This is a genomic window from Leptospira meyeri (assembly GCF_004368965.1).
In the GTDB taxonomy this organism is placed as follows: domain Bacteria; phylum Spirochaetota; class Leptospiria; order Leptospirales; family Leptospiraceae; genus Leptospira_A; species Leptospira_A meyeri.
Genome location: NZ_SORO01000001.1, coordinates 825,641 through 851,088, shown reverse-complemented (window position 1 = coordinate 851,088; position 25,448 = coordinate 825,641). Strand labels below are relative to the sequence as shown.

The following is a 25,448-nucleotide window of genomic DNA, read 5'->3' as shown; positions in this document are numbered from 1 at the left end:
AAAAGTCTTATGGATGCAGAGAAACGAAAGGAAACTTATTCTCTGCATTCTTTACTTGGGTTTTTGGCAATGGGAAAAACCGGTGCCAATCCTCCCGTTTCTGCTGTATTAACAGATGAATCAGGTTCCATTCTTGCCAGTGCCCATACCCAAAAATTTGGCGGCAATCATGCGGAAAGGGAACTATATTCTCGTTATTCCCAAACAGAAAAAAATCAAATCCTTTCTGTCAGTTTAGAACCTTGCACACATTTTGGAAAAACACCACCTTGCTGTGATTTGGTGATCGAAAGAAAACCAAAAGAAATCAAACTTGGATGGAGAGATCCCAATCCCTTAGTTTCTTCGGGAGATTGGGAAAAATACTCCGAGTCTGGAATTTCTGTAGCCTTAGATCCCATGCTTGCAAAGGTATCCCTCCCTTTTTTACAAGGTTTTTTACATCGAATCCAAACGGGACGGCCATGGGTTTGGATCAAAGCAGCCACATCGATCGAAGGAAATTATGCATCGAAAGATAAAAAGAAAGAACGTGTGAGCTCAGAAGAGATGGATTTGTATTTACAAATCTTTCGAGCCAAAATGGATGCGATTGCTGTCGGTCCAGGAACGATTCTTTCCGATACTCCTTCTCTCCATTTTCGAATTTCAGAAGAAATGATTCTTTCGCAAAAACCAGGAATACGGGTTACTGAATTAGAACCTTTTTTTGAAGCCGGTGCTGGACTTATCTCTTCATTATTATTATACACAAAAGATTCTGAAAAATTACATCGCTTAGAGGAAGATATTTACCAACCTTTTCGTATTTTTTGTTTGGATGAGAACCAACTACCATTAGAGATTTTTTTTGAAAAACAGAAAGATTTAACGAAAAAGTTTGGAGTCAAAAAATGTATTTTTTTTATTTTAACAGATGATGATTCGAAACCAATTCCGAAAGAATTAGAGGATCAGATCAAAATTCTTTCCCCTTATGAGGGTATATTAATTTATCCTGATGATGGGGATAAATTTTTAGAAATTCTCGGAGATCTTGGTATCAATACTTTATTGTGCGAGGCTGGTAGCTTTTTTCCTAAGTTTCTTCAAAACGAACTATCGGAAGAAGATCGAATTTTAGAAATTCGAAATGAAAAAAAATCCATTCCCAATGGAATTCCTTTTGTTTATCATAATGAACCATTAGTTTCTGAATATCTAGTCGGAACGAACCGTATTTTTATCAGGAAACCTCAAAGGAGCATTTAACGTATGTTTACTGGACTTGTAGAAACCCTCGGAAAAGTCATCACGATCGAACCAATTGATTCGGGAATCCAATTCACAATTGAAACAGAATGGGAAAATCCTGATTTAAAAATAGGAGATTCGATTGCCATCAATGGCGCTTGTATGACTGTCACTGAATTTACTGACTTAGGCAATTTATTCAAATTTTATGCATCGTTTAAATCGCTTGAACTTACCAACTTGTCTAGGTTAGGGGAAGGTTCAACTGTGAATTTAGAACGAGCTATGGCACTCGGGCAACGTTTTGGTGGTCATATGGTTCAGGGCCATGTGGATGGAATGGCAAAAGTGATTAGTCGAAAAAAAATCGAGACGGAAGTGGAAGAGTTTTGGGTGGAGATTCCAAAAGAGTTACAACGTTATTTTGTAAAAAAGGGATCGGTGACATTGGACGGGATCAGCTTAACTGTGGTTGATGTTAAAGATGGAAATATCCAACTCATCCTGATTCCTGAGACAATGGAAAAAACCAATGCAAATACTTGGAAAAAAGACCAAAGGTTGAATGTCGAAGTGGATGTACTTGCCAAGTACATTGAAAACTATTTGGAGCAGAGGTCTGGGTCTTAGTTTCGTTTTAGAAGATCGTCGATTTCGGAATCGGTATCATCATCGGAAATGTATTTGGTTCGAAAATCCATTTCATTCATAATTTCAAAAAACATATCTAATTTTGCTAATTTGAATACGTTCAAAATCATCGGCTTCATACCAACAAGGATGAGTTTGCCTTTTTTGTTTTTGAGTGAGTTAAGGCTTTTGATAAGAGACCCAATTCCAGAGGAATCAATATAGTCAAGGCGACTCATTTCGATGGAAACGATACTTGGGTTTGGTTCAATGAGTTTTGCAAAGATTGACTCAAATTCCTCTGTGGATTCGATATCGAATTTTCCTGCAATTTCAATGGTTTTGATCTTTCCCGTTGCGTTTAGTTTCAGTTCCACATGACCTCCGATCCGGAATATTTAGACAAAAGAAAGGGGAAAAATCAATGACTTTCTTTGGGAATCTTCTTTAATTCGGAACGGCTTTCAGAGTTTTAGTATATAGAGGCCTTTCCCCATGATACGTCCGATCGAAGAAGCAATCGAAGAAATCCGTCAAGGCAAAATGATCATTCTTGTCGACTCTGAAGACAGAGAAAACGAAGGAGATTTGGTCTGTGCTTCCCAATTTGCAGACAAAGACAAAATCAACTTTATGGCAACTCACGGTCGCGGACTCATTTGTGTCCCGATGGAAAGGGAAAGGTTACAAACACTTGGTCTCGGAAAGATGGTGGATGATCTTTCCTTGGGAGATAAACACGGAACGGCCTTTACCGTTTCTGTGGATGCTAAACATGGAACGACTACGGGAATCTCGGCGCCAGACAGAGCTAAAACGGTGGAAGCGCTTCTCGATCCAAAGACCAAATCGGAAGATTTGATGCGTCCCGGTCATATGTTTCCGCTGCAAGCGGTTACGGGTGGAGTTTTACGTAGGGCAGGCCATACAGAAGCCGCAGTCGACTTGGCAAAGTTAGCTGGTCTTTACCCAAGTGGTGTGATTTGTGAAATCATGAATGACGATGGATCGATGGCAAGGATTCCAGATTTGGAAAAATTTGCAAAAACACACGGTCTTAATATTTATACGATAGAAGATTTAATTCGTTACAGAAGGCATAAAGAAAAATTAATCCATTTGGAAGTGGAAGCAAGTTTGCCAACGGAGTTTGGTGATTTTAAAATCAAAGCTTATTCCACTCAAATTGATGATAAGATTCATATGGCTCTTGTGAAAGGTGAGATCGATCCTGAAAAACCAGTGCTTGTTCGTGTTCATAGTGAATGTTTGACGGGAGATATTTTTTCTTCGCAGCGTTGCGATTGTGGGCCTCAACTCCATAATGCCCTGCGCATGATTGAAAAAGAAGGAAATGGTGTATTACTTTATATGCGCCAAGAGGGACGTGGGATTGGGATCATTAACAAACTCAAAGCCTATTCTTTGCAAGAGGGTGGACTCGATACAGTCGAAGCCAATGAAAAATTGGGATTTGCTCCTGACCTAAGAGAATACGGAATCGGGGCTCAGATTTTACGAGATATTGGGGTGAAACAAATGAAACTCATCACGAATAACCCTCGTAAGATTGTGGGACTCGAAGGTTACAATTTACATGTAACAGAACGAGTTCCAATTGAGATTGATCCCGTGGAAGAAAATACTCGATACCTGCAGACAAAAAAAACAAAGTTAGGTCATTTGTTAAATTTGCACGGTTGATCAACTTATATTAGTCTTTGTTATTCTGAGTTTCTTTTTTCATTAATCTCGCATATTTTAGGGAGGTGGTGCTGGTATGTATAGCCAAATAGGTATAAATATTAAGTAGAGATTTGAAATAAAGAGCATGGTAAAAGATGAAAAGACTAAAATGGATTTATTCCTTAATTTTAAGAATACTGTAATAAAGGCAGTTTTAAAAACAGTTAATAGAATGCTATAAAGAATGATAGTAACAGGTATATTCGATATACCACTCTCGAAAATTGCAAAAAAGAATAAGTATATCAATATAAGATAAGAGACAAAGATAAAAACAACGCTAACCAGCAATGCTGGAAACTTTAAAATGAAATGAATCCAAGATTTAGCGTGGAAGTTGATTTTAAAACTAAAGAAAACTATTGTAATAAATAGGATGATTAAAAAATAAAATACTTCAATTCCTGATAAGAGATCGAATTTTTCAGAATATCTTCTAAACTTTGTTAAAGTTCCTTGGTGACCAAAAGAAGTAGGTATTATCAAAATGAACATAATATTAAAGATTAGGTACTTTATTATTTTCATTCTGTAATTCTTATTTAATATATATAATTTAGTTAAAAATCATATAACTTCTTGTCTCTATTTGGAGAAGCCAACTCTCGGAATAGTGATACATACCTTACGGGGATAGCCTAGACCTTTCCCATCCATATTCGAATCTTTTAAATTGAATCCGATCATGTAATCTTCCGACCCTTCCTTGCCAAAATTCGATTTTAGTGGGGGAAACTGAATACCCACCCCAATTTTCTGGTTTTGGAATTTCTTTTCCTTCCCATTCTTTTGTGAGAGAGGCAAACTTCTCTTCTAAAAATTCTCTAGAGGGAACCACCGAACTTTGGTTTGATGTTAACGCTCCAATTTGGGATTCTCTTGGCCTGATTGCAAAATAACTTTCCGATTCTTCTTTGGATATGCGTTTTGCCCTTCCTTCGATACGAATTTGCCTTTCGAGTTTGGGCCAAAAGAAACCCAGAGCTACGAGATGGTTCTCTGCAATATCTCTCCCTTTGTCCGAATCATAATTGGTAAAAAACTGAAACTCGTCACGAATCTGTCCTTTGAGTAAAACGATGCGTACTGATGGTTGGCCCGTTTTGTCTACTGTGGCAAGGCTCATCGCGTTTGGTTCGGCTTCACCTTCTTCTTTTGCTTCAGAAAACCAAAGACTAAATAACTTCAGAGGATCAGAACCGGCAGTTTCTTCCGAAAGAACAGAGCGAGTGTAGAGTTTTCTCATATGCGGTAATTCATTCAATGGTTCCATAGATTGGAAATCCCTCCAAGTTGTAGTAATGGACAAGTAGTCTTGCAAAATAAGTAAAAAATAATCCGAGAGAAAAATAAAGACCCATCGGAATTTTTTTTCCTTTTAAGGGTTCCCCTTTTTTTCGTAAAAGAAAACTAAACCCGACGGCAAGTAAGTAAGCAGAATTAAAATACAAAATCCAAAAGGGATTTCCGGCAATAGCAGCAAAAATCGGTGAAAAGATAACATCGCCAAGGCCTGTCCCCCCACGGAACAAAAGATAAATCAAAAGATAAAAACCTAAAAACCCGAAAAAGACCCAAAGTGATTCAATGTTGCCTGCTTCACCAAACAAAAAGTAGTTGGATAGGAAACCAAATCCGATGAGAAAGGGAAGATTTTCATAATCGAGGGAAAATTTTGCCACATCTGTCATCATAGAGATGAGTAGATGTCCAAATAAAAAAAGAAGTAAAATAGTCCCCGCTATATCTTCTGAAACAAAAAATACAAAGATAGCAACGAGCCCAAATAGAAATTCCGTGAGTGGGTAGAGTTTTGGTAGATCAGTTTCACAAGAGTCACATTTCCCATTTGTCAAAAACCAACCAATAATGGGTATGAGGTGGTTTTTTTTCACCAAATGCCCGCAAGATGGACAATGGCTCGGTTTTGCGAGAATGATTTTCCAGCGTTTGAATCCTTGCGATTCCTTTCTTCTTTTACCGTAACAAAAAGTCAGGATTCGTTCCGCTAGAGTTGTATAAAAACTAGCAAGGCTTGCTCCAAAAAAAAATAGGATTCCATAAGTCGAGAGGGTCCAAAGAGATAACCAAATCGATTCGTTCATAAAATCCTAAGTTTTCCTTATCTAATCTGACTATAAAGAATTTAACTTTCCTTAGAAAGTTCCTGTAATGCTATCATCCCTCGTTTCAAAGTATCCCATTCGGTGGCAAAGGAAAGTCGCACAAAATTCTTTTGATCACAAAAGATAAATCCAGGAACTAAGATCAGATCTTTTTTAACGGCTCTTTGGATGAATTCTTCGTCGGTGACAGGAACTTGGAAGAAGGAATAAAAGGCTCCACCAGATTTTTGGATGGGGTAGTAGTCTTTTAAAGATTCATAAACAAAGTCACGTTTTTCTTTATAGTCTTGAATATATGCACTCATATCTGTTTTTAAGGCTTCGATACCGGCCCATTGGGTGATGGAAGGAGCACAGACTACCGTATATTGTTGTAAGGTGGTGAGAGCCTTAATCACCTTGTCTTCGGCAAGGATGGTGGCAAGCCTAAGACCAGTCATATTGTAGGTTTTGGAAAAACCAGTGAGTGTGATGGTTTTTTCATATTCCGAACCAATCGAAAAAAACTGGTTATCATAATCAAAGAGTTCGTAAATTTCATCGCTGATCAGATAGGCTCCCGTGTTTTCCGCTAAGTTTGCAAGGGCCTTTAGTTGTTCTTTGGAAAGAACCTTTCCTGTCGGATTGGATGGATTGGAAAAAATGATGAGTTTGAATTTTTTAGATTTTAAAGATTCTAAATCCTCTGGTTTGAAACTTTCTTCTAAGGGGACAACCTTGCCACCATAAAATTTTAACATTGCCGGATACATTAAAAAGTAAGGAGAGACTACCAAACATTCGTCTCCTTCGTTCACCAGTGCATTGAAGAGTAAAAATAAAGCAGAGGAAATTCCTGAAGTGACGAGGATTCTATCTTCATGGGCATAAGAAATTTTATTTTGGGTTCTGTATTTTTCAGCCATTGCTGATTTTAATTCAGGAATCCCACCAGTTAAGGTATAAGAGGTTTTCCCATCACGGGCCGCTTTCGTTAAAGCATCAATGATGTTAGGTGGGCAAGGAAAGTGAGGTTGGCCGATACTCAGATTGATCGGGTTTTGGATAGTCCGTGCCAGCTCAAAAGCCTTGCGGATGGGGGAGGAATCAATCCCATACATTCTATTTGCGAAATCCATGAAATCATCATGGTTTTTGGCGGAGGTACCGGTCAATAGAATTTGGTTTACACCTAGGAAATGGATAGAAATCTGAAGGATATGGAATTTGTTACCATCGCTGATGTGAAAGTGCCGGTCCTCCCGCCCACGAGTAAGTTTCCCGTTTTCCCTTCTAGCCTTGTCGAAACTGACTCGGTCAAACAAACCTTACAAAAAATTCTATACCCAATGCTCGAAGGGATTCCTGTCCTTCTCGTGGGAGATGCGGGCGTTGGAAAAAACGCACTTATCTATTATATTAACTCTCTTCGCAAACAACCCACACTAAGGTTTAGTTTTAATGAAGACACATTGCCAGAAGACCTAATTGGTTCTTACCGCATCCTTCTGGATGGGAAAGGATTTACATGGTCGAATGGGCCCCTTACCAACGCTTTGTCAGAAGGACTTAGTTTTGTGGCCGATGAGATGAACCTCTGTGCACCAAACATCATCAAACGATTTTCTTCTGTTTATGAATCCAATTACTTAGATCTTTTGGAAGGAAGTGGGGAAAGAGTTAACGGGAAAACTGGATTTTGGTTTATCGGAACCCAAAATCCAAGTGAAGGTTTTGAAGGAAGAAAACCCCTTCCATTTGATATCACCAAACATTTTGCAGTTGTGTATGTAGATCCTTATTCCCCTGACGAAATGTTTTTTATTTTAAAAAAACTTTATCCCATGCTCGGGGAAGATGTCTTAAAACAAATCATTCGGATCAGTTTGGAATCAGAAGCTAGAATTAAGTCAGGTGAGATCGGAAAGGGTGATTTAGAAAAGTACCATTTTAATTTAAGGACCTTACAAAAGTATTGTAACCGTTTGGTTCTGTTTGGTGCCAAAGACAAAACAGTTGCGGCAAGAGAAGCCCTCTATTTATTCGAAGAACCTTTCCGTAAAAAAGAAGACAAAGCCAAACAAAGAGAACTCATCGAATCCGAGTTTGGTGGGTCGGTGAAACTTGTCCCTACCAAAGGATATGTACAAGGTTCTACCATTTTTTGGAACGATAAAGAAATCAAAACCTGGGACGAGAAAAAAACAATCTCGCTTCTTTCTACTTATCCTACGCCGGAGCCTGTGTTACAATTCCTCGACCAAGTATTCACTGCCATCCAAGCGAAAGAAAATATCTTAATCGAATACAGAGAAGACCAAGACCCACAAGAGTTTTTACCACTCTTTACTGAACTCACGGGAATCGAACTGGAATCGGTGATGTTATCCAAAGGGATGCATACCTCCGATGTAGTGGGTGCTTTAAAACCGACAGAAGAAGGAAATATTGAAAGTGTGTCATGGGTGGACGGGCCTCTAACAAGGTCCATTCGAAAAGGTCATATCATTCTTATCTCAGGACTGGAATCTGCTGGTGCCGAACTGGTAGAGAAGATGAATATGTTAACGGACGATGCTCGTTCCTTAACTCTGCCTCCAGAGTCAGGTGAATATCTTCCCATCCAACTCACAGAAAAATCCATTGTGTTTGGAATGAAATCCTTCCGTGCCTCCAAATCGGTGACAACGATATCTCGTGCTTTTCGGAATCGCTTTACCCCTATTCTTTTCCCTGAACTAGAAGATGTAAAAGTTTTAGAAGAGATTTTAGAGTTTTATCTACCGGAAGGGGTTCTTCCTCGTTCCCTCGCACGTTTCCATCTCAAAGCCAAAGAGTTGGCAGAAAAACGCACGATTGGTTCAGCAAATCTAATGCCTTACCGATTTGGAATCTCTAATCTTTTGAAATGGAAAAATCATATCTATCGCCACAACCAAACAGATGTAAAAGACATTGCCATTCGTGGTGGAAAGATTTATTATACGAACCAAATTGCTGATCCAAAAGAAAGAAAGGAACTCGAAAGACTCCTCGAAGGATTTCTTTCTGGTGTAGAAGTTGTCTCAACACTCTTCGAGGAAATCGAAGAGAAAAAAAAAACGTTTACCGTTGAATCAGGATTAAACCGTAAAAATTGGTGGGACCCAGAACTCCATAAAAGAGACCCCCTAACAGGTGTTGCTAAAAAATTGAACTCGGGTGCCGAAACCAAACGTGGAATCGAGATCAATACTCCAGAGACCGGAGGCAGCACCAAAGAAGGTCCTGATGCCTGGTATGGACAAGACACCCAAGGAAACCAAGGCCAAGGAGAACCACAAGGAGGAGGAGGTGCTTGGGGGTACAGAACCGATGAGCTCTATAAACAATTTTTAAAGAAACGCCGTCTCCTTTGGGATTATTCCATTATGGTGGGTCTTGAAGAATTTAAGTCCGTGTTTGGAAAAGAACTGGAAGAAGTGGAACTTAACTTAGAACAGCTCTTTGATCCTGAAATTGACATCCACCGGATGTACAAAAACGAAGGCTCAAGGGTTGATGCAAGAAAATACATTTCGTACAAAAGTGGAAGGGGAGATACCAAAATCTTCGATAAAACCACAATCGAAAAGAATGATGAAAAGCTAAAAGGTGTAGAAGTTAGCTTCCTTGTTTCGAAGTGTCGTCGGATCTTTAACTTTGAGTATTCGATTGCGATGCTTTCGGCTCTCCTTGTGAGTTTACATATCCTAAATGAACACGATATCAAAACAAGTGTTCATACGTTTTGTGATATCAAAAACTCCAAAGACACTGTGGACATATTTAACCTAAAATCAGCGGAAGAAGATTACACCGCAGAAAAGGAAGAAGAGGTTTTTAGTGCTCTTTGTAAAAATTGGCATGGGGACAGTATCCCAGAATACCAAGTTCTTTCCAATTCGGAGCGGTTTTTCTCTCCGGACGCCCAAACCAAGATCATTGTCCTCCTTTCTGACTTCCGAGGGCAAAGGGCCAAGACCTATATCGAGGACGAACTGGCATCTTTTGACACTAGGAAATTGAAAGAAGCTGTACTGAAAAACCAGGACAAAAATTATGTATTTTTAGGGGTGGGACTCGGGTCTCGCTACATTGCGGAACATGTGTTCCACGACTCCCTTCAGATTACGGCAGACAACTTTTATTCCATGCCAAATTTGATTGGGGCAGAAATTGCAAGATTGGTGCAAATCCACCATTCCCTTAGGCAATAATTAATATGGGCAAAACCAAAAAAGACGACAAACCACGTGGAACTGATCCTTTAATCAACAAAAAGGCAAAGTTCAACTTCGAACTATTAGATTCGTTCGAGGCTGGTGTTGTACTCACAGGATCTGAGGTAAAATCTCTTCGTGAAAAAAAGGGAAACCTTACCGATTGTTTTGCCAAAGTAAGAAACGGGGAAGTGTTTTTGGAAAACTTTCAAATTCCTCCTTACAAAAACGGGGGTTATGCGAACCATCCAGAAATTCGACCTCGTAAACTACTCTTAAAAGCAAAAGAAATTGAAAAAATAGATAGATCGATTAAAGAGAAGGGACTTGTTCTCGTTGCCACTCGTTGTTTCTTTAAAAACAACCGTTTGGTGAAGATAGACATTGCTCTTGCCAAACCTAAAAAACTTTACGACAAACGTGACGACATTCAAAAGAAGGAAGCCAAAATCGATATGGAAAGAGCCATGAAGGAACACCTACGCAAATGAAAGGACTTCCAGTGGTCACCATTGTTGGTAGACAAAACGTGGGTAAGTCCACACTATTCAACGCAATTCTTCGCGCACAGAGTGCCATCACAGAAAATACAGCCGGTGTCACAAGAGACGTTTTACAAAAAACAGTGGAAAGGTCCGAATTTAAAATTCCGTTCACTTTGTCTGATACACCAGGTTTAGATATTGAAAATATTGATGAAATTTCCAAAGAAATCATCGACATTGCTTTTGAACATTTACGAAATTCGGATCTCATCCTTCATGTGATCGATCATAAAGACTTACGTAAGTATGATCATAAACTCATCGATTTATTCAAAAAAGATGATATTCTAAAAGATAAAATGGTTCTTACTCTCATCAATAAGGTTGATACCGAACAAGATGAATATGACTTGGAACCATTTTACAAACTGGGTTTGAATGAACTTCTACCCATTTCAGCTCTTGGGCGTAGAAATTTTGACCTGCTTTACCAAAAGATAAATTTTTTCCTTCCAGACAAAATCAAAATGCCGGAAGATCCGTATTGCAAAATTGCGATCATAGGAAAACCTAACTCGGGTAAGTCGTCACTACTCAATACCTTTCTTGGTTACAAACGTGCTGTGGTGAGTGATGTGCCGGGAACCACTAGAGATTCTGTTTCCGATCAGTTCTATTTTCAGAACCATAAATTGGAAATTATTGATACAGCCGGGATTCGCAGAAAATCCAAAACCGGTGAAAGTTTAGAATTTTATTCCTACAAACGAACCCTTCACAGTTTGGGAGAAGCGGATGTAGTAGTCCTTCTCGTAGATGCCATGAAAGGCCTGGGTGAATTTGATAAAAAGATATTTGGGGAAATCCAGGAGCTTGGAAAACCCATGATTGTAGCTGTGAACAAATGGGATTTGGTTCCCGAAAAAGAATCAAATTCTTGGAAACACTACAAAGACCGGATGGAAGCCAAACTTTCGATTTTGAAGGAACGCCCTCTCATTTCTCTTTCTGCCAAAGAGAAAGTCCGCACCCACAAACTACTAGAATCGGTGATCGCCCTCTATGAAAAGTCACAGAAAAAGCTCACTACCCGTGCCTTAAATGACTGGTTAAGCAAATGGGGAGGAAAAAATAAGGTTCAGAAGGCATCGAACCGACCTCCAAAGGTATATTACGCCACGCAAGTGTCCCAGATTCCTTTTAAAATACTATTCTTTGTTAACGATACGAAACTCTTTCCGTCAAATATTCTAAGCTTTTACCGAAAGAGTATAGTAGCGGAGTTTGGACTGGATGGCCTGTCAGTCGAGATCGAACTTCGTAACAGAAACGAGGGTAAGGAGGGCAAGGAATGATTCTTGCTGCGATCCTATTGAGCTACCTTTTGGGTGGCATTCCGGTTGGGTTTCTCCTAGCCAAAAAAGTTCGAGGGATAGATATCCGCGAACATGGCAGTCGCAATATCGGTGCTACCAATGTCGGCCGTGTCATCGGTTGGAAGTATGGGATCATCGCTCTCTTCTTGGACGCACTCAAAGGTGCCATTCCCGTCGTCGCCGCATCTTATATTGAATCACCATATTCTCTGACGACTACCGAGATTTTACTAGGATCTGTTGCCATCCTAGGACATACGTTCACACCCTTCCTCCATTTCAAAGGTGGGAAAGGGGTGGCCACAGCTCTTGGTGTGTATATGACTCTAGTTCCTGTTGTTACTGTTTGTGCGGTTGTGATCTTTTTTATAGTCTATAAAATTTCTGGATTTGTTTCTCTTGGATCCATTCTTGCTACTCTCTCCATGCCTATTTGGTATTTTGGAACTACAAAATTCATTCCTGATTCAGAATACCAACCAGTTATCTTTTTTGTGTTAGTTGCTACTTTTTTCCTCATTTCCTATTCACATAGAGAAAACATCAAACGTTTGGTGTTAGGCAAAGAACTGCGAGCTACTTAGGAATGCAAACTGAACGCGAATCGATCCTCACACAGAAAGAAAAACTTTTTCTTCTCACAAAGTTTGTAGAAGACCATCCAGAAGCAGAAATTCAGGACTTCTACAAATGGTTGTATTATGGAGAGTTTGGAATGGAAGAGTCTTCTCTCATTATGACAGGTAGACAATCTATTCCTGAGTTACATATCGTCCTTAGTGAAATCAAAAAAGAAGAATCGGAGAACCGGGAATCTGAATTCATTTGGGAACCGATGGGACTTGCTGCTAGGTTTGTAAAAGTTCATGTAACCAAATACTATCATATGGATTGTCCAGTGAAACGTTTGGTGAATTTACTCGAAAGGTCGCCTGCATTTCGGGGAGCCCGGATGAGTTTTAAATTGGATTGGAACTTACTGAAGGAAACCGTTTTAGAATTACGTCCAGAGCTTAGCCGTCGTGACTTTATCAATTTTGAAGAAAGAATCAACTTTCATCAATTGCCAGCACTTCCATATACAGAAGGTTATGCGGAAAAAAATCCATTTGCCTACCGTGTTGTTTCACAAAAACTTTTTTTTGATTATTTCCCTGAATTTGAGGACAATTCTGTTTTTCATCCTTTTTCAGGAAATGAATCCATCATTGGATAAAGACTTCGTTTTAAATACCGGATTTCTTTTTTGATGGATTGGATCATAAGTTGGTTTTTGCGCACTAGTTCCAAGTCCTTATGACGTAAGATGTAGATTTCTGTTTTACGTACCATTCTTCTTAGATAAGACTCTTCCCGCATCCATATCCAAATGTCCGATTCCTGAAAGGGCAGGGTTTCTGTTTTTTCTTCAAACTTCTTCAAACCATCTTCCATAAATTCTAAATCTTTTTGGATTCTTCGGTATAGGTTTTCGGAACCATTCGGGAGAAGGTAGGAAGGAATTTCGTTTTGTTTCTTTGTTTTTTCCCACTTTGTCCCAGAAGGTGAGGATTCTTTTGCTGGTATTTTCTCGATTCCACTCTCATCCATTGAGTCCCATTTCCAAATCGAAAGTTCTCTCCAAGGGTAGTTATGGTTTGGGGTCCCCATTAGATTCTCTCTAGCTTTCTTTGGCGAAAGCGACTGAATCCCTGCTATTTCCGCCCCATCTTCATTTACATTGAAAAGTTTCATTTCCGCTACAGAGTTTGCAGACTCTTCAAACCAGTGTCTGTACAAATCCAAAACATAGTCAGTAAGAACCGAATCCCCACCACCTGCTCTCGGAACAAAACGAGTTTCCCTTTTGCGAATGATGACTTCATTGATCCGCTCTAAACTATTCTTTCGACTCAGGAGAGTTAGCCATTTTTCATTATGATGAGTTCCTGTGGAATGGATCTCTCTTCCTGAATACGCCAAGTCTTGTCCAAGAAAATATACAGAGGTGAATCCCATAAAGCGCAACATATCAAAAGCAGTGGTGGCCACAGATCCCCCGGATTGGATATCACCAACCTCGCGAAACACTTGTTCAGCGAGTTCACCTCCAGCAGTTACTTCCCGAACGAGAGTTCCTTCTGCATCAACTTGGTATTTGGCTGTCACTGAATGGACAACGGAATGAAACATTGGTTCCCTGAGGAGTGTGGGGGAACTCACTAGATCCGCAAAAAGGGGGATTTTTCTAAGAGATTCTCCCATAAAATGAAAAAACGAATTGGTTTGTGCATCGAGTGTGACAACTCCATCAGCTTCGATCCCTGCTTTGATGAGAACTTTGAGGGATGTATCACAGGAGAGAACGAAGACTTTGTCTCTGACTAATTGTAACCAAGGCAGATTTTTTCGTAAGCTAGGACCAGCTGACACAAGTACGGCGGTAAGTCCTTGGAACTTATCCTTTAGTGAGGAAATAGGATAACGAACTGGAGACTTCTTTCCTACATGAATTAGATTCCAGATGGAGTTTTTAATCCATAATCTTTCAAATTCAAACTTAGTGAGTAGATCACTCATTTTTGCTGAAAATACAGTTTGGGTTTTTTCTTCAAGTTCTCGAAAAACAGGGTTTCTATTTGTATCTGTTGGGTTACGAATGACTTTTAGTCCACTCACTCGTTCTATCGGAAGGGATTCCAAATAGTTGAAAAACAAAGGAAAAAATGCTTCTCCTGAAAATAAATGCCTTCCTGGGATCTGTAAAACAGGAATTAGAATTTTATCCCAAATAACAGGAATTAGAGTTTCGTCATCGCCAATGAGAATCAGGATTTGGCCCGGCGCCAATGTTTCGCTGATTTTTTGGATGAGGTGGGGATTTCCAAGCCCAAACAAAATTACGATATCAGTAGGCCGTAAGGAATAAGTATCCAAAAGTCGAATGGCTTGTGTTAGGGGAGAGAAAGAGGAAGAGAGTGGTTCCCCATTTAATGAGACATAATATTCCCCTGGTTTCTTTGCAGACCCCAATTCCCAACGGTTCTCAGATGCGAAGTTTCTGAAATAATTTTGCAAGTACGGCTTTCTTTCAAAAATTTCACTGGAAATCGGATCGATAATTTGGGACATAATACTATCTAAGGTTTTTTCTTATGTCTCCCAAGTGGTGTCAACTGGGAAACTTAAGGAATGGAACGGCGAAACATATATGCATTTAAAGAGCCTAAGTATTGTTGGATTTAAAACATTTGCAGATGAGACGGAGATTACATTTGATCCCGGATTTACTGCTGTCGTCGGGCCAAATGGTTCGGGAAAATCAAATATCGTCGATTCAGTCAAATGGGTCTTTGGAGAAAAAAGTGCCAAAGGTTTACGCGGTGAAAAGATGGATGATGTCATCTTCCATGGAACAGAGAGTAGGCGACCTGCTGGATTTTCAGAAGTTTCGATTCTCTTTGATAACGATGACCATTTTTTTAACATTGATTATCCATCTGTAAAAATCACTCGCCGTTTATACCCTGACGGGGAAAACGAATATTACCTCAATGATATCAGAACCACAAGAAAGGATATCGAAAAAACCCTTCTCGATACAGGAATTGGCAAGTCTAGCTATAGCATTTTAGAACAAGGTAGAGTGGACCAAATCCTCAATTCGAAACCAGAAGAAAGAAGGGCCATCTTTGAAGAAGCTGCCGGAGTTTCCCGATTCAAACTGGATCGGAAAGAAGCCACAAAGAAACTGGATGACACCAACCAGAACCTACTGCGAATCCAAGACATTATGAACTCTATGGTCAAAGACCTAGAAGTTAAAGAAAAACAATCGGAAAAAGCAGAGCAGTATTTCAAACTTAAATCTGATTTGGATGAGTCTGACAAAAACCTGAGGTTTTTAAAACTTCGAGATTTCAAACGCCGAATGAAAAAATCGGATGAGGAACTACTCGAAATCCGCGAAAAAAACAAATCCATTTTATCTCTCATTCAAAACGAAACTAATTTGATTTCTGAAAAAGAAACCACCAAAGAGGCCAAAGAAAAGGAAATTGCTGAGATCGATAAAAAATTATTCGATCATCTTTCCAAAAGCCAAATCCAAAAGGAAAAAATAGCCAAAAACAAAACCTTTATTTTGGAGTATGAACTTCGGATTGGAGAAATTCTTTCGGCTTTGGAAACAGAAAACCAAGCGACAATCAAACTCGAAGTGGAAAAACGCGGGATCGAACTTGAGAACGAACGCCAAAGGGAAATTCAATCCACGTTACAAGATGAAATCCAAGGTTTGGAATCGAAACGTGTTTCCTTAGAGCTTTCCATTAAAGAAGAAGAAAAGTCCATCGAAGAAAAAGAAGGTAGAATTCAGGAAAATGAAAAACGCCATATCAATCTTCGGGACAAACAAAAAACCGTAATACTGGAACTCATCCAAGAGTTAGAAAATAAAAAAAGAGAATCGAGAGAAGGGGAAGAAATTCGTAATGCGGACAAAGCCGATCTTATTTCTGATTTAGAACTATACCGAAACAAATTAGAATCGGCTTTAAACAGATTGGGATCTTCCAATGTGAACGATGGGATTTCAGACTTACGTGAAATCAAACTTGATCTTTATTCTGAAAAACTAACTTCTTTTTTAAAAAGAGAAGATGATTTTCGAAACTTACTTTTTGACAAAGACGGAATCCTATCAAAAAAAGAATCCATCGACCAAGAGATCGAAGATTTAATTTTAGAAAACGAAAACCTAACAAGAGGAATTCGAGATAACCAAAGTAATATTATTCTACACAGAAGTCATTGGGAAGAAACAAGAACCCAAATTGTTGAATTTGAAAAAAAACTTCTAGAATCTAATTCTCGTCTGGAAAACCAACAAAAAGAAATTGCGGTTCTTGATGAACGGATTGGTGAAATTGAAAAACGAATACTGGGTGCAAAAGAACAAGAGTCGGTCATTCGCGAAAAGAAAGATAGTTTGGAAAAAGAAGTCGAAGTTCTAGAAAAAGAAATCGAAGAGTCTTACCAAGAATTCCTTTCGATGAGCCGAATTTTAGAATCTGAGAAAGAAACTTTGCAGTCGCTTGTTGAGGAAATTTCTGGAATCAAATCCAATATCACTAAAAACCAAGAAGTATTCCAAAACCTACTCCCATTACTTTCAGAAAAAGAAAGAACAAGTTCTGCACTCAAAGTCCAAATTGATTCCCTTGTGGAAGAGTTGTACAATGATTATTCCCTAACCGATTCTGAATTAGAAACGGAACGAGGTGGACTGGAATTAGACCAAAAGGCGGAAGAAAGAAGGTTACGATCGGCAAAGTCAGAGATCCAACTCTTAGGTTCTATCAATCCGCTTGCCATTGAAGAGTATCGCAATATCAAAGAAATTTACGAACACAATCTCAAACAAAAGACCGATATTGAAGGTTCGAAAAAAGACATTGAAGAAGTTTTGAAACGGATCAACGAAGAATCCGAAAAACTGTTCCAAGAAACTTTCGAAAAGATAAAACAAAATTTCCAAGAAACATTCTCAACTCTATTCAACGGGGGAAGGGCAACACTTGAACTTACGGAAAAAGAGGATTCCCTCAATTCTGGAGTCGAGATTATGGCAGAACCTCCTGGAAAACACGTTCAAAACTTACGATTGTTATCTGGTGGCGAGAAATCTCTCACGGCGATTGCCCTTCTATTTGCGATCTACATGGTCAAACCAAGTCCATTCTGCTTCTTAGATGAGATTGATGCGGCTTTAGATGAGGCCAATAAACTAAGGTTTTGTCAGATTCTTGACCGGTTCAAAGACAAAACACAGTTTATCGTAGTTTCCCATGCGCAGTCCACGATCTCACGTGCCAATGCCATCTTTGGAGTCACAAACGAAGAACCAGGAATCTCAAAAATCCTTTCCCTTCGTTTGGATGAGGCCAAATCTCTCTCCAAACAAATCACTCAAAAGACCGGAACTGACAACTAAGTCGCTTCCGAGTTTTGTACATGAAAAAAGGTAAGAAATGCAAAAACTTTCTTACCTTTTTATATTTAATCTAGAGTAATTTTGTTATTTATTGGCTTGCATTTCTTTCATAATGCAAGTTGAGAAAGCTTTGCAAGTATCACCACCAGTTAGGCAACCTGCAATTTTATTGTAGTATTTGGGACGATTACAGTTGAATTCGCAACCACGTTTGAGTGTTGCTTTTTGTTCTTCAGTGGCGTTGGGATTCACTTGAATCGAACAATTGTAAAATTTATCACAAGCTTCTTTACACTTAGGAAAGTCAGCTGCTTGGAGGGCTCCGGTGAATAATACCAGTGCCAGAATTGAAAACAAACGATTTGTTTTTTTCATACCTTTTCCTCTCGATCTTTGGTAGCGAAGACGGGAGTCGAACCCGTGACCTCAGGGTTATGAATCCTGTGCTCTAACCATCTGAGCTACCTCGCCCTATCACCTTAGATCGTTTGGTTGAACTAAATCTTTAGTTCTTTTGTCATTTTTTGGAGAGAATCAGATTGGTAAACAAAAAAAAGCCCCGACAGTTGCCGGGGCTTTTTCTCTTAACAAGAGTAAGTAGTGAGGAATTCGTATGGGTGAGGGCGACCTTCCCATGGCCAAATTTCTGTTTCAAACTTGTAGTGTTGGTATGTTTGTAGAAAGTTTTCTGTAAACACATCACCTTGTTTGAAAATTTCTCTTTGAGCAAGCATCTCTTCCATTGCTTCACGAAGTGTGTGAGGCATTTGGCGGATTCCTTTTTCTCGGATTTCATCCAATGATAGTTCAAAAAGATCTTCTTCACGTGCAGGACCTGGATCGATTTTTTCAGCAACACCAGCCATACCAGCCATAAGGAGCGAAGCAAACGCCAAATATGGGTTAGCTGTTGAGTCTGGGAATCTGAATTCAACACGTTTCGCTTTTTCACCGCTAACAAAAGGAATACGGCAAGAAGCAGATCGGTTCTGAGCAGAGTATGCTAGAATGGATGGAGCTTCAAATCCTGGAATGAGTCGTTTGTAAGAGTTAGTTGATGCATTTGTGAAGGCAGCACAAGCTCTAGCATATTTCAAAACTCCACCAACATAGTTGAATGCGAAGTCAGAAAGACCTTGGTATTTGTCTCCAGCAAAAAGGTTTTTTCCACCTTTCCAAAGAGAGATATGAACGTGCATACCGTTACCGTTATCACCAAAAAGTGGTTTTGGCATAAAAGTAGCAGTTTTTCCATGTTTATGAGCTACCATCTTAACGATGTATTTTAGCTTTTGAACGTTATCAGCAGCTTCAATCAAAGTTCCAAACTTAACACCAATTTCACCTTGTGCTTGTGCAACTTCGTGGTGAACCACAAATGTTTCCATTCCGATTGCTTCTAGAGTTTTTACAAATTCAGCACGGAGGTCCACTTGGGAGTCAATTGGAGCCACTGGGAAGTATCCACCTTTTGTTCCGGGACGGTGTCCGGAGTTGAAGTTGATTTTTCCTGTATTGTTTGTCCCTGGAATTTCAGAGTGAGTGTTCCAGATCCCTTCATTAGAATCTAATTCATAGTATTGGCAGTTGATTTCATCACGAACTCTTAAACTGTCAAAAACAAAGAATTCATTTTCTGGACCGAAGTAAGCAGTGTCTGCAATCCCGGATTTGTTCATGAACTCTAATGCTTTTTTTGCAATAGAACGTGGGCATTTTTCATAGTATTGTTTTTTGTAAATATCCCATACATCGCAGAACATAACAAGTGTTTTGTCAGCAGTGAACGGATCCAAAAAAGCCGTAGAAATTTCTGGGTGTAGCTGCATGTCGGAAGCGTTGATAGGCTGCCAACGAGCAATGGAAGATCCATCAAAAGGAATTCCTTTGAATGTATCTTCATCAACTGAATTCACATAATACGAAACGTGGTGCCACATTCCTTTGATATCCGTGAAGCGGAAGTCGTAGAAAATGACTCCATTTTTTTTGGCATACTCAACCACTTCCTTTCCGGAAGTAAATTTTGGGGTTGCGAACTGCATTTGATTCTCCTTCTTTCAGAGGTCGGTCTGATTGTTGTAATCTGATGTCCACCAAGATGCAAGATTTATACCAAGGCATTTCGACCTAAATATAAGGGTTTCGTGGAGTTTCTAAGCAATGTGAGTTAAAAATCACGCCCAGTACCTAAACGAATTGCATGTAGTGGATACCTTTTGCTTAAAATTTCAGCAAATTTGCTTAATTTAAGCTTCCGCCATTTCGAAATACTATCTCCGAACGGGGGATTTTGGTCAACGGAATCGGGTAATTTTCGAAGAGAATTCAGAAAATTTTCAGATTCCAAACAAGTTATGTTTTTTTTGTGGCAGTGACCGAAGATTCATAAAGGTTAGAATCTAGATGAGTTCTCGAAAACCGGATTATGGTCGTTACCAACATTTAGAGAGCTTCATCCACCTTTCCAAAGATGCCATCTGGTGTTACGAATTAGACATTCCGATGCCCATTTCTCTTTCCTTGGAAGAGCAGATGGAATACGTTTGGAACCACAGTGTGATCCGGGAAAGTAATTTGGCCATGGCAAAGTTTTATGGATACCATTCCGTCCATGAGATTGTCGGAAAGTATCTAAAGGATCTCGTCACTCTAAAGAGTGTATTTTTACTTCGCAAATTCATTGAAGGCACATACCAATTAGAAAATTACGAATACATTGTTGAATTGTCAGATGGAAACCAAAGGGTTTTTTTGATGAACTCGCATGGGCAAGTGGAGGATGGACACCTCCTTCGAATCTGGGGCCAACAAATTGAAATCTCTTCCATTCGTGAGTCCGAGGTTAAACTTTCCGGATTGTTACGATTTTCACAAATTGTCACAGAAGTATCCAAAACCTTTGTTCATACAAAAGCTGAATTTGTTTCTGATGCCATCCAGTTCGCCTTAGAAGAATTGGGGAAATACTCTCGTGCGGACAGAGTATTTGCTGCTGAAATTTCATCGGATAAACAGTTTTTATCAGTCACACATGAATGGGTATTAGAAGGTATCCCTTCTTTGCTTTCCGTGGGTACAAAACTTCCCATTGCAAAAATGAATCCAGAACGCCTCGGGATTCTCGCTTCTGATGGGGTGATTCACATAGCCGATACTCAGTTGATGGTGGATGAACCTTGGCATTTGGATCTTTTTAAACGAGCAGAGGTTCGTTCGATTCTTGTCGTCGGTTTACGAGATGAAGGGAGTGTGATTGGCATTCTTGGAATTACAACGTATGAACAAATTGGAAATTGGTCAGAGGAAACAAAGCAGTTGTTAGGTTTGGTTGCTGGGTTTATTTCGCAAGGTTTAGTTCGAGCAAAAAATGAAATCAAACTGATGAAAAAAGAAAAAATCTTACAAAGGTTTTATTCTGATGTCAAAGAGGATTTGGCACTTGCCAAGTTAACCCAAGAGGCATGGGTTGCCAAAGATTTTGGTGAAATTCAAAATATAAAGATTCAATCTCGGTTTTTGCCATACGATGAAATTGGCGGTGACCTGATTTTATATGAAAGACTTAGCGAAGATTGTATTGATATTTTTTTCGGAGATATTTCGGGTCATGGAATTTCTTCAGCTCTTGTTTCTGGGATTGCTGCCGTATCATTTAAGAAACATTCAAAACTAGAATCCAGTCCCTCTGCCATTTTATCGGCCATGCATTTGGAACTAAAAACCATTGTATTCAAACATCATATCTCTGCATGTGTGCTTCGTCTTTATCCTAAAGAAAGAAGAGTAGAGTTTAGTTTTGCGGGTCATCCTCCGGTTGTATTTTGGAAACATGATGAACGTGTCATGAAACTTGTGAAAGATGAAATGTATCCCATCCTTTTACTGGATCATTGGGAAGGAAAAACTATTTCAAAAATATTTGAGCCTGGGGACCGTTTGCTTTTGTATTCTGATGGAATTTATGAATTAGAAGAGGAGGCCGGTGGTTACATTGGTCTTGATGTTTTTTTACAAGAACTTTCTGAGATGATTTCTGTTTCTGAAACCACCGATACCTTACTGAAAAAATTGATCGCCAATTGTCTAATTGACAAGGAACGAATCATTCATGATGACATCGCTGTTTTGTTTATGGAGTTTTAATTTTCTCTGTCAGCGAGATCAAGTGCTTTAGCATCTGCTTCAGGATATTTAGTTAGATATTCCGAAACAATTTTCTTTTTTCCATCGAGTCTATCTAAATGGTTTTCGATGATATGTCCAAAATCTAATTTACCAGTCACAATTTCATACCTTTCTGTTTCAATGGTTCCTAAATCCAAATCAACAGGTACTTCATTTGCTTTGTCTGCATATTCTTTAGCTTTTTCCCAGTAGGGAATGGCTTCCTTGTAGAAATTTTCTGCAACGCCAAAACTTTCTTTTAATTCATGTGCAAAATCTAAATTATAAAAATACACATGGCGTTTGTCAAATTTGGAAGCAAGTCGCATATAGGAGCGCATGATTTGAATGTTGATGTGCATAAACATCAAGTTTCTATACTTATAATATTCTTTTTCTGTTTTGGTTTCACATAAGGAATGTTTGGGGTGGCGAAATCGTTTCCCTAAAGCAATTTTTAACCAATAGATATTTTTTCTAATTTCATTATCGTTATAATGTTGTTTTAGATTGTACAACTCGTAAAAGTCTTCCAAATATTTGGGATCCCATTTGTGGAGTTTGTATGGAACCCAATCAGAGAATTTGGTATATGGGCCATTTTTTTCGTATTCGTAGTTGTAATCGATGTCGGTTTCCCAAGCACCAAGAGAATGCGAAAACAAGGAGAGAGTGATGGCGAGTGATAATAGGAATCCTTGTTTCACCTTAAAAGTATCGGTAAAAGGGCCCAATTCCCCAACCTAGGATTCTCCTATTTTAAAGGGAAGACCTCGGCGACCCATTGGTAACCGACACCCCGCACATTGCGAATGGATTCTTCCCCCAGAGCATCCCGAAGCCTTACAATGGCATTGTCGATGGTTCTTTCTGTGGGAAAACTTTCTTCTCCCACAATATTGTCCAAAATTTCAGAACGACTAAAGACCTTTCTTACATCGGAAAGGAGGAGCGCAAGGAGTGCACAGTCCCTTTTTGAAAGTAAAACAGAAGACCCATCTTCCCTTTTCACAAGGAAAGAATCCAAGTGGATTTCCGTTTGGTTCATTTTCCATTTTTGGCCAAAATGCGGGCGAGTTTGCGCCACCACTCGTTCCAAGCGGATAAGGAATTCTTTTAAATGGAAAGGTTTGGGGATGAATTCAGCTGCTCCTAATTCGAATCCACGAAGTCTTTCTTGGGCACCAGCCTGGGCTGTTAAAAATAAGAAGGGGAGGTCTTTTTCTTTGGATAAAAAACCTTCCGCCAATTGAAATCCATTTCCATCAGGAAGTCGTAAATCTAGAACTACTAAATCAAATTGGTTCGGAGAAAATAACGTTTCTGCTTCGGAAACCGTTTTTGCCCACCAAACTCTGTAGCGGTCTTGTTCTAACCGTTCTTTTAATGTTTCGCCGAGACCCTCGTCATCTTCCACGAGCAAAATTCTTGGTTTCATGAAACCTCTTTTAAGTTCAGTTTTACTTGGAATCCGGACGAACTGTTCGGAAATTCCAGTGAACCTTTCATTTTTTCGATTAATTTTTTAACGATATACAAACCAATCCCGCTCCCACTCGTTTTGGAATGGCGTAGGAATGGTAATGTTAGGTTTTTTTTATTCCCGCTAAAGCCAACTCCATCATCTTCTAAAAGAAACGAGATTTCTTCGTTATCCTTTGCGATGGTGAGTTTGATCGTTTTTGCTTTCCCGTGTCGTTTTGCATTTTCGCTTAAGTTTTTTAACATAGCAAAAAATGCTTTTTTATCAATATATACTTTTGTATCTTTCGGAATCAAAACATTCCAAGTTAGGTCTGGTTCATGATGGGAATAGGATTCACATAAATCAGAGATGGTCAAAGGTTCCATATACAAGGATTCCCCTTGCATAAGGCTTGCAAGATAAAATGCATTTCCCATTTGGGATTCAATGCGTTGGTTTTCTTTCCAAATCTTTTCTAATTTCCTCTTGAGTTCTGGTTCTTTCGTATTTTCCAAAAGAACTTCGATTTGCAACTGTAAGCTGGCGATGGGAGTTTTCATTTCGTGAGTGACGGTAGAAAAAAAATCGGATATAAGTTTGGAACGTTTGTGGTCTCTATAGGAAAGAATCGCCAGGGTCACTCCTCCGAGAGTCAGCATAGAAAGAAAAAAGGATCCTTCTAGTTGCAACATCCGATTGACTCGGTTTAGTTCGACCTGCCTTGCGTCGCTAATAGAAATTTCAGAAATAGTCTTTGCTTGTCGAAATCCCAAAATCCACCACCACACACCCAAAGAAAGTGTGAGGGATAGCCAGGCCAGGGAAAAAAACATTCGAAATTGTGCTGATCCTCTCAAATTTGCCTCTCGATTCAAGTTAGGGCCAAGCGGATGGACGACGAGCAAAAAAAGGTGTTGTCACATTGGAAGAACCCGAGAATTTATTTTTTAGGAGAACAACTTTGAACTTCGACGAAATCTCGAAACATCTTGGAAACGACGCGGAATCCTTACTTGGATTCAAATCCCCAAAAATCGCTAAAGAACTAATCCACGTACCTGGCTCTGACTGGGTTGATAGAATTTTTGCTCCCACAGACAGGTCTGTACCTGTGCTTCGCAGCATCCAAACCTTACTTGGAAGTGGCCGTCTCGGTGGAACAGGTTACGTTTCCATCCTTCCGGTAGACCAAGGAATTGAACACTCTGCTGGTGCTAGTTTTGCAAAAAACCCTATTTATTTTGATGGGGAAAACATCATCAAATTGGCTATCGAAGGTGGTTGTAACGGTGTGGCAACTACCCTCGGAGTTCTTGGATCGGTTGCAAGAAAGTATGCTCACAAAATTCCTTTCATTTTGAAGATCAACCACAACGAACTCCTTACGTATCCAAACAAAAGTGAACAAATCCTATTTGCTACAGTAAAACAAGCATACGACCAAGGTTGTGTTGCAATTGGAGCGACAATTTATTTTGGTTCTGCTGATTCTGGTCGTGAAATTGTTGAGATTTCTAAAATCTTCCAAATGGCACATGAACTTGGAATGGCAACCATTCTTTGGTGTTATGTTAGAAACAATGCTTTCAAAAAAGATAAAGACTATCATGTTTCTGCTGACTTAACAGGACAAGCAAACCATTTAGGTGTTACCATCCAAGCGGATATCATTAAACAAAAGTTACCTGAGAATAACGGTGGATACAATGTGTTAAACCAAGAATCTTCTTATGGTAAAACAGATAAACGAATCTACACGGATCTTACCTCTGACCACCCAATTGACTTAACTCGTTACCAAGTTGCAAACTGTTACATGGGAAGAGCAGGGCTCATTAACTCTGGTGGTGCATCTGGTGAAAATGATTTACAAGACGCACTCAAGACTGCGGTCATTAACAAACGTGCTGGTGGAATGGGACTTATCTCTGGAAGAAAAGCGTTCCAAAAACCAATGAAGGAAGGGGTTGCATTGCTCAACGCTATCCAAGACGTATACTTATCGAAAGAAATTACAGTCGCTTAA

21 protein-coding genes and 1 tRNA gene are annotated in these 25,448 nt (G+C 39.4%); 11 read left to right on the top strand and 11 right to left on the bottom strand.

Annotated elements, in window-relative coordinates; translation table 11 throughout:
- The first annotated feature begins 9 nt into the window (after window positions 1-9).
- Both CLV96_RS04050 and CLV96_RS04045 read left to right on the top strand, forming a co-directional pair.
- Window positions 10-1,251: a bifunctional diaminohydroxyphosphoribosylaminopyrimidine deaminase/5-amino-6-(5-phosphoribosylamino)uracil reductase gene (locus CLV96_RS04050; protein WP_004788406.1), complete on the top strand. Its 1,242-nt coding sequence runs from the start codon at window positions 10-12 to the stop codon at window positions 1,249-1,251.
- Between the two features lie 3 nt (window positions 1,252-1,254).
- Complete coding sequence (locus CLV96_RS04045) at window positions 1,255-1,863, top strand: riboflavin synthase (RefSeq protein ID WP_004788990.1); 609 nt, start codon at window positions 1,255-1,257, stop codon at window positions 1,861-1,863.
- On the opposite strand, the gene CLV96_RS04040 is transcribed toward CLV96_RS04045, so the two are convergent.
- A complete protein-coding gene (locus tag CLV96_RS04040) occupies window positions 1,860-2,240 on the bottom strand; it encodes an STAS domain-containing protein (protein WP_004788515.1) in 381 nt (126 codons plus the stop codon). The two genes, CLV96_RS04045 and CLV96_RS04040, sit on opposite strands and share 4 nt — an antisense overlap.
- Window positions 2,241-2,358: 118 nt before the next feature.
- Here CLV96_RS04040 and CLV96_RS04035 point away from each other — a divergent pair, with 118 nt between their 5' ends.
- The gene (locus tag CLV96_RS04035; protein ID WP_004788418.1) at window positions 2,359-3,567 is read left to right on the top strand and encodes a bifunctional 3,4-dihydroxy-2-butanone-4-phosphate synthase/GTP cyclohydrolase II; all 1,209 of its coding nucleotides are present in this window, start codon (window positions 2,359-2,361) and stop codon (window positions 3,565-3,567) included.
- A 667-nt stretch (window positions 3,568-4,234) separates the two neighbouring features.
- Here the strand turns inward: CLV96_RS04035 and pdxH are convergent.
- Genes pdxH through CLV96_RS04020 form a run of 3 tightly spaced genes read right to left on the bottom strand, consistent with a single transcriptional unit; the run spans window position 4,235 to window position 6,853 of the window.
- Window positions 4,235-4,873 carry a pyridoxamine 5'-phosphate oxidase gene (pdxH, locus tag CLV96_RS04030; protein WP_208325400.1) on the bottom strand — a complete coding sequence of 213 codons (639 nt, stop codon included), beginning with the start codon at window positions 4,871-4,873 and terminating at the stop codon, window positions 4,235-4,237.
- On the bottom strand, window positions 4,866-5,714 hold the full coding sequence (locus tag CLV96_RS04025) for a prepilin peptidase (RefSeq protein ID WP_004789265.1): 849 nt from the start codon (window positions 5,712-5,714) through the stop codon (window positions 4,866-4,868). The genes pdxH and CLV96_RS04025 overlap by 8 nt, the downstream gene beginning before the upstream one ends.
- 41 nt (window positions 5,715-5,755) lie before the next feature.
- A complete protein-coding gene (locus tag CLV96_RS04020) occupies window positions 5,756-6,853 on the bottom strand; it encodes a pyridoxal phosphate-dependent aminotransferase (RefSeq protein WP_040917727.1) in 1,098 nt (365 codons plus the stop codon).
- A gap of 81 nt (window positions 6,854-6,934) precedes the next feature.
- Between CLV96_RS04020 and CLV96_RS04015 the strand changes: the two genes are divergently transcribed.
- The 5 genes from CLV96_RS04015 to CLV96_RS03995 are packed head-to-tail and all read left to right on the top strand — an operon-like array spanning window position 6,935 to window position 13,032.
- The gene (locus tag CLV96_RS04015; RefSeq protein WP_040917728.1) at window positions 6,935-9,952 is read left to right on the top strand and encodes an AAA family ATPase; all 3,018 of its coding nucleotides are present in this window, start codon (window positions 6,935-6,937) and stop codon (window positions 9,950-9,952) included.
- 5 nt (window positions 9,953-9,957) lie between these two features.
- Window positions 9,958-10,446, top strand: a complete 489-nt coding sequence (gene smpB / locus CLV96_RS04010; RefSeq protein WP_004788614.1) for an SsrA-binding protein SmpB — start codon at window positions 9,958-9,960, stop codon at window positions 10,444-10,446.
- Window positions 10,443-11,795 carry a ribosome biogenesis GTPase Der gene (gene der, locus CLV96_RS04005; RefSeq protein ID WP_004788296.1) on the top strand — a complete coding sequence of 451 codons (1,353 nt, stop codon included), beginning with the start codon at window positions 10,443-10,445 and terminating at the stop codon, window positions 11,793-11,795. Before smpB ends, der begins: the two co-directional genes overlap by 4 nt.
- Window positions 11,792-12,400 carry a glycerol-3-phosphate 1-O-acyltransferase PlsY gene (gene plsY / locus CLV96_RS04000; RefSeq protein ID WP_004789130.1) on the top strand — a complete coding sequence of 203 codons (609 nt, stop codon included), beginning with the start codon at window positions 11,792-11,794 and terminating at the stop codon, window positions 12,398-12,400. The genes der and plsY overlap by 4 nt, the downstream gene beginning before the upstream one ends.
- 2 nt (window positions 12,401-12,402) lie before the next feature.
- Window positions 12,403-13,032, top strand: coding sequence for a hypothetical protein (locus tag CLV96_RS03995; protein ID WP_004788357.1), 630 nt, complete (start codon window positions 12,403-12,405; stop codon window positions 13,030-13,032).
- Here the strand turns inward: CLV96_RS03995 and CLV96_RS03990 are convergent.
- Window positions 12,996-14,927: a motility associated factor glycosyltransferase family protein gene (locus tag CLV96_RS03990; protein ID WP_040917621.1), complete on the bottom strand. Its 1,932-nt coding sequence runs from the start codon at window positions 14,925-14,927 to the stop codon at window positions 12,996-12,998. The genes CLV96_RS03995 and CLV96_RS03990 overlap by 37 nt on opposite strands.
- A gap of 79 nt (window positions 14,928-15,006) precedes the next feature.
- Here CLV96_RS03990 and CLV96_RS03985 point away from each other — a divergent pair, with 79 nt between their 5' ends.
- Entirely contained in the window at window positions 15,007-17,790 is a 2,784-nt protein-coding gene (locus CLV96_RS03985; protein ID WP_004788779.1) for a chromosome segregation SMC family protein, read from the top strand.
- Between the two features lie 84 nt (window positions 17,791-17,874).
- Here the strand turns inward: CLV96_RS03985 and CLV96_RS03980 are convergent, their stop codons facing one another.
- From CLV96_RS03980 to glnA, 3 genes are all read right to left on the bottom strand, one after another.
- Window positions 17,875-18,165, bottom strand: coding sequence for a Cys-rich protein (locus tag CLV96_RS03980; RefSeq protein WP_004788857.1), 291 nt, complete (start codon window positions 18,163-18,165; stop codon window positions 17,875-17,877).
- Window positions 18,166-18,184: 19 nt separating this feature from the next.
- Window positions 18,185-18,261, bottom strand: a tRNA-Met gene (locus CLV96_RS03975).
- A gap of 113 nt (window positions 18,262-18,374) precedes the next feature.
- Window positions 18,375-19,835 (bottom strand): type I glutamate--ammonia ligase, encoded by a 1,461-nt coding sequence (gene glnA, locus CLV96_RS03970; protein WP_004789053.1) that lies wholly within the window; start codon window positions 19,833-19,835, stop codon window positions 18,375-18,377.
- Between the two features lie 361 nt (window positions 19,836-20,196).
- Between glnA and CLV96_RS03965 the strand changes: the two genes are divergently transcribed.
- Window positions 20,197-21,936: a PP2C family protein-serine/threonine phosphatase gene (locus CLV96_RS03965; RefSeq protein WP_004788341.1), complete on the top strand. Its 1,740-nt coding sequence runs from the start codon at window positions 20,197-20,199 to the stop codon at window positions 21,934-21,936.
- Here CLV96_RS03965 and CLV96_RS03960 read toward each other — a convergent pair.
- The 3 genes from CLV96_RS03960 to CLV96_RS03950 form a co-directional block, all read right to left on the bottom strand.
- Window positions 21,933-22,634 carry a hypothetical protein gene (locus CLV96_RS03960; RefSeq protein WP_243836499.1) on the bottom strand — a complete coding sequence of 234 codons (702 nt, stop codon included), beginning with the start codon at window positions 22,632-22,634 and terminating at the stop codon, window positions 21,933-21,935. The two genes, CLV96_RS03965 and CLV96_RS03960, sit on opposite strands and share 4 nt — an antisense overlap.
- Before the next feature lie 77 nt (window positions 22,635-22,711).
- Window positions 22,712-23,395 carry a response regulator transcription factor gene (locus CLV96_RS03955; protein ID WP_004788374.1) on the bottom strand — a complete coding sequence of 228 codons (684 nt, stop codon included), beginning with the start codon at window positions 23,393-23,395 and terminating at the stop codon, window positions 22,712-22,714.
- Window positions 23,392-24,255: a sensor histidine kinase gene (locus CLV96_RS03950; protein WP_004788480.1), complete on the bottom strand. Its 864-nt coding sequence runs from the start codon at window positions 24,253-24,255 to the stop codon at window positions 23,392-23,394. The genes CLV96_RS03955 and CLV96_RS03950 overlap by 4 nt, the downstream gene beginning before the upstream one ends.
- 128 nt (window positions 24,256-24,383) lie before the next feature.
- Between CLV96_RS03950 and CLV96_RS03945 the strand changes: the two genes are divergently transcribed.
- Window positions 24,384-25,448, top strand: coding sequence for a class I fructose-bisphosphate aldolase (locus CLV96_RS03945; protein WP_004788672.1), 1,065 nt, complete (start codon window positions 24,384-24,386; stop codon window positions 25,446-25,448).